The organism is Mycolicibacterium hodleri, assembly GCF_025822245.1.
Taxonomy (GTDB): Bacteria; Actinomycetota; Actinomycetes; order Mycobacteriales; family Mycobacteriaceae; genus Mycobacterium; species Mycobacterium hodleri.
The window spans coordinates 62604-76928 of sequence record NZ_JACKTL010000038.1 but is presented as its reverse complement, the minus strand read 5'-3'; the positions used below and the strand labels follow the sequence as shown (position 1 = coordinate 76928).

14 protein-coding genes and 1 pseudogene are annotated in these 14325 nt (G+C 69.4%); 8 read left to right on the top strand and 7 right to left on the bottom strand.

Features of this window, described 5'->3' with window-relative positions; all coding sequences use genetic code 11:
* Nucleotides 1-54 precede the first annotated feature (54 nt).
* From H7J06_RS17165 to H7J06_RS17155, 3 genes and pseudogenes are all read left to right on the top strand, one after another.
* Nucleotides 55-1260 (top strand): threonine/serine exporter family protein, encoded by a 1206-nt coding sequence (locus H7J06_RS17165; protein WP_264040192.1) that lies wholly within the window; start codon nucleotides 55-57, stop codon nucleotides 1258-1260.
* Nucleotides 1253-2406 (top strand): annotated as a pseudogene (locus H7J06_RS17160) (hypothetical protein). The gene H7J06_RS17165 and the pseudogene H7J06_RS17160 overlap by 8 nt, the downstream one beginning before the upstream one ends.
* Nucleotides 2407-2413: 7 nt before the next feature.
* Nucleotides 2414-3118: a response regulator transcription factor gene (locus H7J06_RS17155; RefSeq protein ID WP_264040191.1), complete on the top strand. Its 705-nt coding sequence runs from the start codon at nucleotides 2414-2416 to the stop codon at nucleotides 3116-3118.
* On the opposite strand, the gene H7J06_RS17150 is transcribed toward H7J06_RS17155, so the two are convergent.
* Nucleotides 3064-4473 (bottom strand): HAMP domain-containing sensor histidine kinase, encoded by a 1410-nt coding sequence (locus H7J06_RS17150; protein ID WP_264040272.1) that lies wholly within the window; start codon nucleotides 4471-4473, stop codon nucleotides 3064-3066. The two genes, H7J06_RS17155 and H7J06_RS17150, sit on opposite strands and share 55 nt — an antisense overlap.
* A 21-nt stretch (nucleotides 4474-4494) precedes the next feature.
* Here H7J06_RS17150 and H7J06_RS17145 point away from each other — a divergent pair, with 21 nt between their 5' ends.
* Nucleotides 4495-5661, top strand: a complete 1167-nt coding sequence (locus tag H7J06_RS17145; protein WP_264040190.1) for a hypothetical protein — start codon at nucleotides 4495-4497, stop codon at nucleotides 5659-5661.
* 9 nt (nucleotides 5662-5670) lie between these two features.
* On the opposite strand, the gene arc is transcribed toward H7J06_RS17145, so the two are convergent.
* The gene (gene arc / locus H7J06_RS17140) at nucleotides 5671-7473 is read right to left on the bottom strand and encodes a proteasome ATPase (RefSeq protein WP_264040189.1); all 1803 of its coding nucleotides are present in this window, start codon (nucleotides 7471-7473) and stop codon (nucleotides 5671-5673) included.
* A 145-nt stretch (nucleotides 7474-7618) separates the two neighbouring features.
* On the opposite strand from arc, the gene H7J06_RS17135 reads away from it, so the two are divergent.
* Nucleotides 7619-8125 carry an MTB12 family secreted protein gene (locus tag H7J06_RS17135; RefSeq protein ID WP_264040188.1) on the top strand — a complete coding sequence of 169 codons (507 nt, stop codon included), beginning with the start codon at nucleotides 7619-7621 and terminating at the stop codon, nucleotides 8123-8125.
* Nucleotides 8126-8650, top strand: a complete 525-nt coding sequence (gene lppK, locus H7J06_RS17130; RefSeq protein ID WP_264040187.1) for a lipoprotein LppK — start codon at nucleotides 8126-8128, stop codon at nucleotides 8648-8650.
* Here lppK and H7J06_RS17125 read toward each other — a convergent pair.
* The gene (locus H7J06_RS17125; protein ID WP_264040185.1) at nucleotides 8647-9477 is read right to left on the bottom strand and encodes a tRNA (adenine-N1)-methyltransferase; all 831 of its coding nucleotides are present in this window, start codon (nucleotides 9475-9477) and stop codon (nucleotides 8647-8649) included. The genes lppK and H7J06_RS17125 overlap by 4 nt on opposite strands.
* 110 nt (nucleotides 9478-9587) lie before the next feature.
* On the opposite strand from H7J06_RS17125, the gene H7J06_RS17120 reads away from it, so the two are divergent.
* Nucleotides 9588-10442, top strand: coding sequence for a RecB family exonuclease (locus tag H7J06_RS17120; protein WP_372515331.1), 855 nt, complete (start codon nucleotides 9588-9590; stop codon nucleotides 10440-10442).
* Entirely contained in the window at nucleotides 10439-11224 is a 786-nt protein-coding gene (locus tag H7J06_RS17115; RefSeq protein ID WP_264040184.1) for a thioesterase family protein, read from the top strand. The genes H7J06_RS17120 and H7J06_RS17115 overlap by 4 nt, the downstream gene beginning before the upstream one ends.
* A 24-nt stretch (nucleotides 11225-11248) precedes the next feature.
* On the opposite strand, the gene H7J06_RS17110 is transcribed toward H7J06_RS17115, so the two are convergent.
* The 4 genes from H7J06_RS17110 to H7J06_RS17095 are packed head-to-tail and all read right to left on the bottom strand — an operon-like array spanning nucleotide 11249 to nucleotide 14300.
* Nucleotides 11249-12625: an FAD-containing oxidoreductase gene (locus H7J06_RS17110; RefSeq protein ID WP_264040183.1), complete on the bottom strand. Its 1377-nt coding sequence runs from the start codon at nucleotides 12623-12625 to the stop codon at nucleotides 11249-11251.
* An 8-nt stretch (nucleotides 12626-12633) separates the two neighbouring features.
* Nucleotides 12634-13119, bottom strand: coding sequence for a DUF4126 family protein (locus H7J06_RS17105; protein ID WP_264040182.1), 486 nt, complete (start codon nucleotides 13117-13119; stop codon nucleotides 12634-12636).
* A gap of 24 nt (nucleotides 13120-13143) precedes the next feature.
* The gene (hisG, locus tag H7J06_RS17100; RefSeq protein WP_264040181.1) at nucleotides 13144-13995 is read right to left on the bottom strand and encodes an ATP phosphoribosyltransferase; all 852 of its coding nucleotides are present in this window, start codon (nucleotides 13993-13995) and stop codon (nucleotides 13144-13146) included.
* A gap of 23 nt (nucleotides 13996-14018) precedes the next feature.
* Entirely contained in the window at nucleotides 14019-14300 is a 282-nt protein-coding gene (locus H7J06_RS17095; protein WP_264040180.1) for a phosphoribosyl-ATP diphosphatase, read from the bottom strand.
* Between the last annotated feature and the right edge of the window lie 25 nt (nucleotides 14301-14325).

Here is a 14325-nt window from a genome sequence, read left to right as displayed (position 1 = left end):
CGTAGGGGAAGGCCCCTGGTTGCGAGCCGGGCACCCGAGTTGGTCAACTAACCCGTGCCCCGCGAACCCGACGACGCCGCGGTGATGCAGCTCGTCGCCGCCCTCGGTGCCGCGATGGCAGCGGCGAACTATCCGGTGACGTTGGTGCGCAACACGATGGTCACGACCTCGCGGGCGTACGGTCTGGACACCCAGTATCTGGCGCTGCCCAACTACGTTCAGGTCGGTTCGTCGAGCAGCGGCGGCCGGCTCTTCATCTCCCACCCCGACGACGATCTGCGGTTCGACCAGACCTTCCCGCTGGCGACGCTCATCGAGCGGGCGCAGACCGGGGCGGTCACCCCCGCCGAGGGCCAGGCCGAGCTGACCCGAATCTGGCGCATGCCCAACCGCTTTCCGGCGTGGGTCGGCGTCATCGGGTACACCGTGCAAAGTGCGGGTCTCGCCCTGATCCTGCAGCCCGCCCCGCTGACGCTGCTGATGGCGGTGGTGCTGGGCGCCGTGGTCGGGGTGATGTGCGAGCTGGCCCGCCACAACGACGCCGTCCAGCAGCTGCTTCCGACCGTGTGCGCGTTCACCGTGTCACTGGTCGCCTTCACCGCCGTGGACTGGTTGCACCTGGCCGACGCCAGCCTGCGGGCGCTGGCCCCGCCGCTGGCGACCTTTCTCCCTGGCGCGGCGATAACCCTCGCCGTCGCCGAATTATCTTCTCGCCAACTGGTTTCCGGCGCCAGCCGACTGGTGAGCGGGCTGATGAGAATGGCCCAGTTGGCCTTTGGAATCCTGGTCGCCGCCCAAGTCGCCGGCATCTCCGACTCCCACCTGAGCGTGGCCCACGTGGACAGACTCGGCCCGTGGGCACCGTGGCTCGGCATCCTGCTGTACGGGGTGGGCGCCATGCTGTCGTTCGGGCCGCCGACGCGGTTCTTGCCCTGGATGCTCGCCATGCTGACGGTCGCCTACCTCGGCCAGCTCGCGGGCAACGCCGTGCTGGGCACCTACGCGGCCGGCTTCGGCGGCGGCTTCGCCCTCACCGTCTGCGCGATGATCGTCGCGCGCCGTCCCGGCACCCCCGACGCGATGTCGCTGATCCTGCCGGGCTTCTGGCTCTTGGTGCCCGGTTCGCTGGGACTGATGGGCGTGACGGAGGTGTTGGGCACCGACAGCACGACGGTGTTCACGGGGACGTTCATCTCGATGATCTCCATCGCCCCCGGCGTGCAGAGCGGGCTGCTGGTCTGGCGGGCGCGACGTGGTTGATGCCGAGGCCGCCGACCGCGTCGCGGCCGAATCGTGGTTCCTGCAGCGCGGTCTGCCGTCGGTGCTGACGCGCCGGGCACGGTGGCGCCGGCTGTGGCGGCGGTCGGCTCCCGCGCTGGCCGGTTACGCCACGGCGCTGGCCTGCGTCACCGTCGTCGACGTCGCCGCGGGTGGCCAGGACGTCGACGTGGACGCGAACCCGACGCCGGCTCAGGTGCTGATCCTCGCGGTGCTCGCGGCGCTGGTGCCGCTGGTGCTGCTGGTGACCTGGCTGGTGTCCAGGGTCGACGATCCACGGGTGCGCCGCGCAGTCGCCACCGCGTCGGTCGCCGCGGCCGTCGCGTGCGCCGTTCTGGTGAACGCGACGTGGACCGAGCGACTGGGCAACCTGGTCATGGTCGCCCAGATCACGGCGCTGACCCTGGTGCTGAACGGGATGGGCGTGGGTTCGGTACTCGGCTGGGCCGTGCGGCTCACGTGTTCGCACCTCGCGGGTGCAGGCGCCCTCGTCACCAGGGCGCTGCCCGTGGTCCTGCTCACGGTGCTCGTCTTCTTCAACGGCTTCGTCTGGTCGATGGCCACCAAGATCGACCGCGGCCGCATGTGGTCGGTCGTCGCGTTCATGGCCGTCATCGCGATCGCGTTCCTCTTCACCGGCGTCGTCGAAAGGACGCGACCCGTGCTGCGGGACGGGAACACCCGCGATTCGGACGCCGCCCGGTTGGCGACACCCCCTTCGCCTCGATGCCCGACCCGGAGCGGGGCGACCGGCTCCGGCCGAGCGAACGGGCCAACGTGATCTTCGTCGTGATGGCGTCGCAGATCACCCAGATCGCCACGGTCGCCATCGTGACCGCGGCCATCTTCTTCGTGATGGGACTTCTGGTGCTCAGCCCCGCGGTGCTGGCGGCGTGGACCGCCAACGGATCCGATCAGGGCACCTGGTTCGGCATGACGTTGCCGGTGCCGCAGGCGCTGATCCACGTCACGATGTTCCCGGGCGCCCTGACGTTCATGTACGTCAGTGCCAGATCGGTCGGCGACGGTGAGTACCGCACCCGGTTCCTCGACCCACTGGTGGACGATCTGCGCCTGAACCTGGTGGCCCGCAACCGCTATCGGGCGTACCTCCGGGACGGACGGTGATCCCGAGATGAGAGTCCTCGTCGTCGAAGACGAAGCGCTGCTGGCGTCGACGCTGATGATCGGGTTGCGCGCCGAGGGGTTCACGGTGGTGGCCGTGGCCACGGGGGTCGACGGTCTGGCCCGTGCCACCGAAGGCGAGTACGACGTCGTCGTGCTCGACATCATGCTGCCCGGCCTCAACGGTTACGAAGTGTTGCGGCACATGCGTTCCCGCGGGATCTGGACGCCGGTGCTGATGCTGACCGCCAAGGACGGCGAATACGACCAGACCGACGCCTTCGACCTCGGCGCCGACGACTACCTGACCAAGCCGTTCTCGTTCATGGTGCTGGTGGCCCGACTTCGGGCCCTGGTCCGGCGCGCGGCACCGCAACGCCCCGCCGTGCTCGAGGCCGGGACGCTGACGCTGGACCCGTCGCGCCGCGAGGTGTTCCGCGGCGACGTGGCGATCTCGCTGACCCCGCGGGAGTACGGGTTGCTCGAATACCTATTGCGCAACAAGGACACCGTCGTCACCAAGTCCCAGATCCTGCAGAACGTCTGGGCCGCGGACTACGAGGGCGCCGACAACGTCGTCGAGGTGTACGTGGGCTACGTGCGGCGCAAGATCGACCTCCCGTTCGGCACCAGGACCATCGAGACCGTTCGCGGCGTCGGCTACCGGCTGGCCTCGGAGGACCTCGGCTCGGGCTCGTCCGTCAAGGGCAGCTGAACCGTCACCGACGCTCCGGTGCCGATCCCGTCACCGATGCTCACCCGACCGCCGTGAGCCGCCACGATCTCCCGGACGATCGCCAGACCGAGGCCGGAACCGCCCGCGCCCCTCGATCTGTCGGAGTCCAACCGCACGAAGCGGTCGAAGACGCGGTCGCGGTCCCGGGGTGGGATCCCCGGACCGTCGTCGGCGACCTCGACCCGAACGCCGTCGGGGCCGCGCCGGACGGAGACCGCCACGCGCGACACCGCATGCCGCGCAGCGTTGTCCAGCAGATTGCGCAGAGCCCTCGACAACGCGGCGGGATCACCCGTCAGCCGCACCGGCTCGAGGTCGCCCCGCACCTCCAGGGCGGTCTCGCGCCGCAGTCGCTTCAGTTGGCCGGCCACCAGGTCGTCCAGGTCGACGTCTTCGCGCGCGATGTCCAGGCCCCGCTCGTCGGCCCTGGCCAGCAACAGCAGATCGTCGATGAGGACCTTCATGCGCAGCGCTTCGGGCATCAGCGTCGTGGTGACCAGGTCGCCGGCCACGTCGGCACTGAGCACTTCCGGGTGGGCCACGACCACCTCCAGCGCCGAGATGATGGTCGTCAGGGGGCTGCGCAGCTCGTGCGACGCGTCGCCGACGAAACGTTTCTGCGCCTCGTGGCCCGCCTGGATGCGGGCCAGCATCTCGTTCATCGTGACCGCGAGCGCCGCGATCTCGTCCCGGCTGTCCGGCACCGGAACGCGGTCGGCGAGGTCGGAGGTGGTGATGTCGGCGACCCGGGACCGGATGTCGTCCACCGACCGCATGGAGCGATGAACCAGGACGTAGGTGGCCACCCCGGACACCAGGATCACCACGGGCGCGGCGATGGCCAGGGCGACGACCACCGCCCACACCGTCGACGCGATCGTCGCCGTGCCCTCACCGACCACGACGGTGTACCGGTCGTCGGGACCGACGACCGTCTGGGCACTGAAGCGGATCCGGCCGAAGGGCGAGAACGGCTCCGGCATGCCGACGCGCATCCCGTCGCCCACCTCGTCCAACGCGACCAGCGGCGTGTCGGGGGCCGACGGGGACCTCCGAACCACCGAGCCGTCACCGGCGACCACCTGCACCGCCACGATCCGCTGGTCGGTGGCCAGCAGCACCGGGTCCAACCCCGCCGCCCCCCGCGCCGCGACCTGGGTGGTGATCTCACTGACCCGGGTCGCCGCCGCGGAGTCGACGCCCGACAACATCGTGCGGTACAGAATCGCGGCGAGCCCGGCCCCGGCGATACCGAGGGCGACGAAGACCACCGTGGCCGCGACGAACGCCGACCGCGCCGAAATGCCCCAGTCGGCAGTGCGTCGTCTCGCCATGGCGGTCACCAGTCCACCACAATGTTCGCCGTGCCCGACATGCAGCAGGTCCACGAGTGGTTTCTGCATCGCGGCCTGCCGTTGGTGCTCACCAGACGGGTGCGCGCACGTCGCCTGATCGAGCGGTCGGCACCCATGGTCAGTGGCGTCGGCGCACTCACCGCGGTGACGATGTCGTTGGCCGAGGTCACCGGCGACTCCCCCGACTACGGCTACGCCGTTCGCCTTGGCGTCATCGCCGCAGTCCTGGTCGCCGCCCCGTTCGCGCTCCATCTGCTGCATCGCCTCGACACCACCCGCGGTGAGGCGGGTCGCCGCACGGCGGCGCTGGTGGTCATGGCGATCTTCGTGGTGGTGATGCCGGTGACCGTCAGCGGGTGGTCGGCCGCGGCGGCAGCGGAGGCGCCGGCGTTCGTCGTCATCACACTGCTGGCGATCTGGCTGACCTACGTCGGCTTCGGGTCGATCGCCGCGTGGGCGTTCCGGTTCGCCTGGGTGCAGCTCGGTGCGCTCGGCACCCTGATGAGCCGCGCCCTGCCCCTGCTGATGCTGACGGTGGTCGTGTACTTCACCGGCGAGCTGTGGCAGCTGGCCGCCCGCATGACGCGCCAACGGCTCTGGCAGGTCATCGGGTTCTTCGCCGTCGTCGCACTGGCGTTCATGGTGACCACCATTCGCGACGAGGTGCGGGCGTTGCGCGAGGACCGGGCCGAGGAGACCGACCCGGCCGGCTTGCTCGTCGGAACGCCACTGGCCGTGCCGGCGGGTACCCGAATCCCGCGCACCGCGCTGTCCCGCGCCGAGCAGGTCAACGTCGTCGCCGTGATGGTGGTGTCGCAGGCCATTCAGGTCGTGTTCTTCACCGCGGGCCTGTTCGCGTTCTTCCTGGCACTCGGCATCATCGCCGTCCCCGACGACGTGGCCGTCCTGTGGTCAGCCGAGCAGACCTGCGCCGTCGGCGAACCGCCCTGCGCCGGCACGTGGTTCGGGATTCACGTGCCCATCCCCCAGACGGTCGCGCACATGTCGCTGTTCGTCGCGGTGCTGTCCGGGCTGTACTTCACGGTCAGCACCAGCGTCGACCCGCTGTACCGACAGCGCTTCTTCGACCCGTTGATCGCCGACGTCGCCGTCAGCCTGGCGGGCCGGGACGCGTACCTCGACCTCGAGGGACGCCCGGCCCGCTGACCGCCTGACCTACAGGTACTGACCGAGGTTCGATTCGGTGTCGATGGCCCGGCTGGCGCTCGAACTCTTTCCGGTGACCAGCGTGCGGATGTAGACGATCCGCTCGCCCTTCTTGCCCGAGATCCTGGCCCAGTCATCGGGATTGGTGGTGTTGGGCAGGTCCTCGTTCTCGGCGAACTCGTCGACGATCGAGTCGAGCAGATGCTGAATCCGCAGACCGTGCTGACCGGTCTCCAACACCGACTTGATCGCGAACTTCTTGGCCTTGTCGACGACGTTCTGGATCATCGCACCGGAGTTGAAGTCCTTGAAGTACATGACTTCCTTGTCACCGTTGGCGTAGGTGACCTCCAGGAACCGGTTCTCGTCGACCTCGGCGTACATCCGGTCGACGACCTTCTCGATCATCGCCTTGACGCACGCGCCCCGATCGCCGCCGAACTCGGCGAGATCGTCGGCGTTCACCGGCAAGTTCTCCGTCAGGTACTTGGAGAAGATGTCCTGCGCCGCTTCGGCATCCGGCCGCTCGATCTTGATCTTGACGTCCAGGCGGCCGGGCCGCAGGATCGCCGGGTCGATCATGTCCTCGCGGTTGGAGGCGCCGATGACGATGACGTTCTCCAGGCCCTCGACGCCGTCGATCTCACTGAGCAGCTGCGGCACGACGGTGGTCTCGACGTCGGAGCTGACGCCGGTACCGCGGGTGCGGAAGATCGAGTCCATCTCGTCGAAGAACACGATGACCGGTGTGCCCTCGGACGCCTTCTCGCGAGCCCGTTGGAAGATCAGCCGAATGTGACGCTCGGTCTCGCCGACGAACTTGTTCAGCAGCTCCGGGCCCTTGATGTTCAGGAAGTAGGACTTCGCCTCGCGGGCGTCCTCGCCGCGAACCTCGGCCATCTTCTTGGCCAGCGAGTTGGCCACGGCCTTGGCGATGAGCGTCTTTCCGCACCCGGGAGGCCCGTAGAGCAAGACGCCCTTCGGGGGCCGCAGCGAGTACTCGCGATAGAGGTCCTTGTGCAGGAACGGCAACTCGACGGCGTCGCGAATCTGCTCGATCTGCCGAGTCAAGCCACCGATGTCCTCGTAGCTGACGTCCGGCACCTCCTCGAGCACCAGATCCTCGACCTCGGCCTTGGGGATCCGCTCGAACGCGTACCCGGCCTTCGTGTCGACTAGCAGCGAGTCACCCGGGCGCAGCTTCCTGGGCTTCCAGTCGTCGTCGGACTCCTCGGCGTCGGGATCCTCCACCAGGTACTCCGCGGCGACGAGCGGTTCGGCGAGCCAGACGATGCGTTCCTCGTCGGCGTGACCCACCACGAGCGCACGGTGGCCGTCGCCGAGGATCTCGCGCAGGGTGCTGATCTCGCCGACGGCTTCGTAGGTTCCGGCCTCGACGACGGTCAGTGCCTCGTTGAGCCGGACCGTCTGGCCCTGCTTGAGATCCTTCACCTCGATGTTCGGCGAGCACGTCAGCCGCATCTTGCGTCCGGAGGTGAACACGTCGACGGTGTCGTCGGAGTGGCTGCCCAGCAGCACGCCGTAGCCGCTGGGCGGCTGGCCGAGCCTGTCCACCTCTTCACGCAACGCCAGCAACTGCTGACGGGCTTCCTTGAGGGTGTCCATCAGCTTGGCGTTGCGCGACGCCAACGAGTCGATGCGCGCCTCGAGTTGGTGTACGTCTCGCGCACTCCGGAGGCCGCTGTCGGACCCCACCGACTGTTCGAGCTGCTCGCGAAGCGCGGCGGCTTCGCGGCGCAGTTCTTCCAATTCGGCAGCTTCGCCACTGGACATGGGCTGTGACTCACTCATATTGCGCCCCTCCCCGCACCGAAAGTTGGTGCAGTAACACCTTCAACGCTACCGGCGATTCAGTCTTTGTGCGTCGTGTAGGAATTCGACACACCAGCAACACTGTTAGCCTCATTGATGAGTTAGGCCGATCGAAAGGACAGCCGTGATCCTGAAAACCCTCGTTACCGGCATGGCAGCTGCTGCCGTCGTGGCCGGAGCAGCGGGTGGTGTGACGTCCGTTGCATCGAGCCTGAGCTCGGGCGCGTCATCGTCCACGGCGGCCATCCAGCCCGTGGTGATGGGCATCCCGCTCCCTGCGGCACCGGCACCGGATCTCCAGGCGCCGCTCCTGCAGACCCTCAACGGCCTCGCCGGCGGCGGTTCGTTCTCCGGCGCCAAGGGCACCTACATCGAAGGCGGCCTCGGCCGCATCGAGGGCATCGCCGCCGACCGCGAATACAGCAAGGCCGCGGCCAAGGGCTACTTCCCGCTGAGCTTCGTCGTCGCCGACGTCGACTCCGACGGCACGACCGCCACAGCGAACGTGACCGCCACCGCGAACACCGGGGTCGCCAAGACCGAGCCGGTCACCTTCGTCGCCGGCCCGAGCCCCACCGGCTGGCAGATCTCGAAGCAGTCCGCACTGGCACTGCTGTCCTCGAACGGCTGAGTGCACCGCACCCCAAGCTTGACCCTGAGCGCCGTCACCCTGGTGGCGGCGCTCTGGCTTGGGGGCTGTGCCGAGGATCCACCCACGGCCGCCCCGCAGAGCCCGCGTCCGCTGACGGGCACGCTGCGCCCGGCGATGCCGACGGTCGCCCCGCTGCCTCCCCTGGACCAGCTGACCGCAGTGCTCTACCGGCTGGCCGACACTTCGATTCCCGCTGAGCAGAAGGTCGCCCTGGTGCAGTACGCCACGGTCGACGACGAGCCCGCCCTGAAGAACTTCGGCGAAGCGCTCGTCGCCAGCGGGTTCGCACCGCTGACGGTGGACGCCGCCGACCTGCAGTGGGCCGGCGAGCCGGGGCACGTCGTCGCCTCGGTGACCATCGGCTCCCCCAACCCGCAGGTGCGGCCGTTCACGTTCCCGATGGAATTCGCCCCGATCCGCAACAGCTGGCAGCTGAGCAAGCGCACCGCCGACCAACTGCTGCCGCTCGTCGGGGCGGCCCCGCCTCCCGCGCCGCCGGGTTAGACGGCCGGCCGCTTCCGCCGGTACGGCGCGGGCGTCACCGTTCCCGGGGCCAGCTTGCGGGCACTGACCAGGAATGCCGTGTGGCCGCGCATCGAGTGCTGGGGCCGCACCGCGAGGCCGACGACGTCCCAGCCGCGTTGCAGCGACTCCCACGCCCGCGGCTCGGTCCAGCACAACTGCTCGCGCAGCGCCTCGACCACCCGCGACAACTGGGTCACCGTCGCGACGTAGACCATCAGAACGCCACCGGACACCAGTGCCCCTGCGACCGCCTCGAGGACCTCCCACGGCGACAACATGTCGAGCACCGCGCGGTCGACCTGCGGTCCGTCGTAGGTGTTCAGGTCGGCGATGCGGAGGTCCCAGTTCGCCGGCCGCTCGCCGTAGAACGTGACGACGTTGCGCTCGGCGTGCTCGGCGTGGTCCTCACGCAGCTCGTAGGACACCACCGTGCCGTCGGGACCGACGGCCCGCAGCAGCGAGCAGGTCAGCGCGCCCGATCCCGCACCGGCCTCCAGCACGCGCGCGCCGGGGAAGATGTCCCCCTCGTGCACGATCTGTGCGGCGTCCTTCGGATAGATGACCTGCGCGCCACGGGGCATCGAGAGCACGTAGTCCATCAGCAGGGGACGCAGCACCAGGAACGGGTCGCCGTTGGCGGACTTGACCACGCTGCCCTCGGGCTGCCCGATCACCGAGTCGTGGGTGATGCCGCCGCGGTGGGTGTGGTACTCGCCGCCGGGGGCGAGCACCATCGTGTAGTGCTTGCCCTTCGCGTCGGTCAGCTGGACACGATCGCCGACGTCGAACGGCCCGGTGCGTTTCACAGCTGATCAGCCTGCCAGCAGACCCACCGGCTCCGGTGCGCGGGGTTGTCGGACGGGCGTCATAGGCTCCGGAGGGCAGGAGCGCAGCGACCCGGGAGAGGAACCAGCTCGTGACAGAGGCCGTGATTGAGGACGGGACCGCGCCGACCAGGCGTCCGGCCCTGTCGCCGTCACGTGCCAGCGACTTCAAGCAGTGCCCGCTGCTGTACCGCCTCCGGGCCATCGACAGGCTGCCGGAGCCGTCCTCGCCCGCGCAGGTCCGCGGAACGGTCGTGCACGGCGCGCTGGAGCTGCTGTATGCGCTGCCCGCCGCCAGCCGGGTGGCCGCCACCGCGACGACGTTGGTCGAACCGGCGTGGGAGGAGATGGCCGCGTCTCGCCCCGAGCTCGCCGAGGACCTCGACCCGGCCCTTCGGGAGAAGTTGCTCGACGAAGCCCGCGCGCTGGTGTCGGGGTACTACCGGCTGGAGGACCCGACGCGGTTCGATCCCGAGAGTTGCGAACAGCGGGTGGAGGTCGAACTCTCCGACGGCACGCTGCTGCGCGGCTTCGTCGACCGCATCGACGTCGCCCCCACCGGCGAGATGCGGGTCGTGGACTACAAGACCGGCAAGGCGCCCTCGGCCACCCGCGAACTCGCCGAGGCCAAGGCGTTGTTCCAGATGAAGTTCTACGCCGTGGCACTGCTGCGATCCCGCGGAGTGTTGCCCGCCCGCCTTCGGCTGCTGTATCTGGCCGACGGTCAGGTGCTGGACTACACGCCCGACCTCGACGAGCTGGTGCGCTTCGAGAAGACGCTGATGGCGATGTGGCAGGCCATCCAATCCGCCGGTGTCACCGGCGACTTCCGGCCCAAGCCGTCCCGGATGTGCGACTGGTGCGCCCACCACGAGCACTGCCCGACCTTCGGCGGCACGCCGCCGCCCTATCCCGGCTGGCCGGTCGCCGTGGAGCCGGCGGCATGAGCGACGGCTTCTATCGCCGGCTGGACGCCGACGGCGACGCCGCGGTCTTCGAGTCGACCGCGGGCACGGCGAGCAACTGGGACAGCAACATTCAGCACGGCTCTCCTCCCCTGGCCCTGATGACGAAGGCCGTCGAGGAGCACGCGGCGGGGTCGTCGCTGCGCATCGGCAGGCTCACCCTCGACATCCTCGGCGCCATCCCGGTGGCGCCGGTACGGGTGACGACCTGGACGCAGCGGCCGGGAGCCCGCATCTCGCTGATGTGCGCGGAGATGTCGCCCGTGGGTTCCGAGCGGCCGGTGGCCCGCCTGTCGGCCTGGCTGCTGGCCACCTCCGACACCGCCGACGTGGCCACCGACCGCTACCCACCGCTGGTCGAGGGTGAGACCGTGCCGCACGCCCACGGCTGGGCGGGGGCGCCCGGATACCTGGAGCGGGTCAGCTGGCGCACCCAGGCCACCGACCCGGGCGAGGCCAACGTCGGCTGGCTCAGGGCCCTCGTCCCGCTGGTGGCCGGCGAGGACACCACCGACGTGCAACGGCTCGCGCTGGTGGTCGACTCGGCCAACGGCGTCGGCGCGGTGCTCCACCCCGAACGGTTCCTGTTCATGAACACCGACACGTCGGTGCACCTGCATCGGGCGCCTGAGGGTGAGGACTTCGGGCTGCGCTCCCGGGCGTCGATCGGACCGGACGGCATCGGCTCCACCACCGCGGAGATCTTCGACCGCAGGGGATTCGTCGGCACGTCGGTTCAGACCCTGTTGGTGCAGCGGCGCTGACGGGTGAACGGCGTTGCGCCGCAATCACTCCAGTGGAGTCAGGTCCTGCAGCATCGTCGGCAGCAGCTCGCTGACCGTCGGGTGGATGTGCATGGTCCGTGAGATGGCGGTGTAGGGCAGCTTGGCGGTCATCACGTCGAGGATGTCTTGCACCACCTCGTCACCGCCGACGCCGAGGATCGACGCACCGAGGATCTGGTGGGTCTCGGCGTCGACCACGACCTTCATGAAGCCCTGGGTCTCGCCCTTCTCGACGGCGCGGCCCACCTTCGTCATCGGGCGCTTGCCCACGAGTGCCTTGCGGCCCGACGTGCGGACCTCGTCGGCGGTCAGGCCCGCCCGGCCGAGCGGCGGGTCGACGTACAACGCGTAGGTCGGCACCCGGTCGCTGACGCGGCGCGGGTCGTCGTCGAGCAGGTTCGCCGCCACGATCTCGAAGTCGTTGTAGGAGGTGTGGGTGAACGCGCCCTTGCCGTTGCAGTCCCCCATAGCCCACACCCCGTCGACGGACGTGCGGAGCTGGTCGTCGACGACAATGTAGCCGCGCTCGTCGGTCTCGATCCCGGCGACGTCGAGCCCGAGGTCGTCGGTGTTGGGCCGGCGACCGGTCGCCACCAGCAGGTGGCTGCCCGAGATGGGGTCGGCGCCGTCGCGCGGGTAGAGGTCGAAGCCAGAACCGTTGTCGTGCTTGACGATTCGCATGCCGGTTGCGCCGACGTGGACGTCGACGCCCTCGCCCTCCAGAATCTCCTGGATCGCCGCGGACACGTCCTCGTCCTCACGGGCGGTGACCCTGGGGCCGCGCTCGACGACGGTGACGCGGGCGCCGAAGCGGCGGTACATCTGTGCGAACTCCAGCCCGATGTAGCTGCCGCCGATGATCACCAGGTGCTCGGGCACGACGTCGAGCTCGAGGATGCCGACGTTGGTGAGGTAGTCGACGTCGTCGAGCCCGGGAATCGGGGGCGCAGTCGCGCGGCCGCCGACGTTGAGGAAGATGCGGTCGGCCTCCAGCACCTGGTCGTCGACCCGGATGGTGTGGGGTCCCTCGAAACGGGCGTGGCCACGGATGAAGGTGCACCCGTCCATGCCCTCCAGCCAGGACTCCAGGCCGTGGCGGTCGCCCTGGCTGATCTCGTCCTTGCGCGCCTTGACCTTTGCCATGTCGACGACCACCTCACCGGTGGTGATGCCGTAGTCCGCGCCTCGGCGCGCGGCGTGGGCGACGTGCGCGCTGGCCACCAACGTCTTGGTGGGAATGCACCCGGTGTTGACGCAGGTGCCGCCGACCAGCTTGCGTTCGATTACGGCCACCGTCTGGCCCGCCGCGGTGAGCCTGCCCGCCAGCGGGGGTCCGGCCTGTCCCGCCCCGACGATGATCGCGTCGTACTTCGTCGTCACGTCGGCACTCAGAACGCGGTCGACGCGAGGGCGACGACGGCGAGGCCGCCGAGCACCGCGATTGCGTCCTCGGTGAGTGCGACGGGGAGATCTCGCCCGCCGTTGGCCGCCACCAGCCGACTGCGCGCCTGGTACCCGCCGAGCGTGCCGAGTACGGCGCCAATCATGCCCGCCCCGATGCCCAGGATGGTGTGGTGCGTGCCCGCTCCGACGACCGCTCCGGCGAACGCGCCCGTCAGCAGTCGCGCGATGAACTGCGGCGGCACGGTGCGACTGGGGGTCTTGGGCAGCTGGTCGGTGACCAGCTCCACCACCAGCAGCACGGTCAGCACGCCGACGGTGACGGGATGACCGACCCACTGCGCCCAGGTGCCGTCGACGGGCAGCCAGCCCAGCAGCGCGCCCCAGGCGACGATCGCGGGCGGCGTCAGCGCGCGAAGCCCCGCCACGACGCCGATGAGGAGAGCCAAGACGATCACCAGGACTTGCGTCATGGCTGGAAAGCTAACACTGAATGCTCAGAAGCGGCAGAACCTGATGTCGGAGGCCAGGATCGCCTTGGCGCCGATGGCCGCCAACTCGTCCATGATGGCGTTGACGGTCCGGCGCGGCACCAGCGCCCGCACCGCGACCCAGGCCGGATCGGCGAGCGGCGCGATGGTGGGCGACTCCAGCCCCGGGGTGACCGCCGTCGCCCGATCCAAAACCGAACGCGGACAGTCGTAGTCGAGCATCAGATACTGCTGCCCGAACACCACGCCCTGCACGCGGCCCGCGAGCTGGTCGCGTGCCCGCGCCGTCGCCGGATCCGGGTCGGCGCGTTCGATCAGGATGGCCTCCGAGTCGCACAGCGGTTCACCAAAGGCCACCAGTCCGTGCAGACCCAGGGTGCGACCGGTGCCCACGATGTCGGCGATGACGTCGGCGAGGCCGAGCTGCACCGAGATCTCGACCGCCCCGTCGAGGCGGATGACGGTGGCCTCGATGCCCTTGGCGGCCAGATCCTTTCGGACCAGATTGGGGTAGGCAGTGGCGATCCGCTTGCCCGCCAGGCCGTCGACGGTCCACGCCGGGCCCGCCGGTGCGGCGTAGCGGAAGCTCGACGAGCCGAACCCGAGCGCCAACCGCTCCTGGACGGGAGCATCCGATTCCTGCGCGAGGTCGCGTCCGGTGATGCCGAAGTCCAGCTCGCCGGATCCGACGTAGATCGCGATGTCCTTGGGCCGCAGGAAGAAGAACTCGACGTTGTTCGCCGGGTCGACGACGGTCAGGTCCTTGGGGTCGCGACGACGCCGATAGCCGGCCTCGGAGAGGATCTCGGCGGCCGATTCGCTGAGCGCACCCTTGTTGGGCACGGCGACGCGGAGCATGGTGCCGTTCCCGGGAGAATCGTTCACAGCTTGGCGTAGACGTCGTCGAGGGTGAGACCGCGCGAGATCATCAGGACCTGCGTCCAGTAGAGGAGCTGGCTGATCTCTCCGGCGAGCGCGTCGTCGCCCTCGTGCTCGGCGGCGATCCACACCTCGCCGGCCTCTTCGAGGACCTTCTTGCCAAGCGCGTGCACGCCACCGTCCAATGCCCTGACGGTGCCACTGTCTTCCGGTCGGGTGCGCGCGCGCTCGCTCAGTTCGGCGAACAGCGCGTCGAAGGTCTTCACGGCAGGCGATTGTTCCACGCCGCCTGCCGTGAAGTCACGGCGG

What these genes read in the sequence shown, in the direction of transcription:
- H7J06_RS17155 (WP_264040191.1), top strand. Translation starts at nt 2,414, where the DNA reads ATGAGAGTCCTCGTCGTCGAAGACGAAGCGCTGCTGGCGTCGACGCTG.
- H7J06_RS17145 (WP_264040190.1), top strand. Translation starts at nt 4,495, where the DNA reads ATGTTCGCCGTGCCCGACATGCAGCAGGTCCACGAGTGGTTTCTGCAT.
- hisG (WP_264040181.1), bottom strand. Translation starts at nt 13,995, where the DNA reads ATGCTCCGCGTCGCCGTGCCCAACAAGGGTGCGCTCAGCGAATCGGCC.
- H7J06_RS17105 (WP_264040182.1), bottom strand. Translation starts at nt 13,119, where the DNA reads ATGACGCAAGTCCTGGTGATCGTCTTGGCTCTCCTCATCGGCGTCGTG.
- H7J06_RS17115 (WP_264040184.1), top strand. Translation starts at nt 10,439, where the DNA reads ATGAGCGACGGCTTCTATCGCCGGCTGGACGCCGACGGCGACGCCGCG.
- arc (WP_264040189.1), bottom strand. Translation starts at nt 7,473, where the DNA reads ATGAGTGAGTCACAGCCCATGTCCAGTGGCGAAGCTGCCGAATTGGAA.
- H7J06_RS17150 (WP_264040272.1), bottom strand. Translation starts at nt 4,473, where the DNA reads ATGGCGAGACGACGCACTGCCGACTGGGGCATTTCGGCGCGGTCGGCG.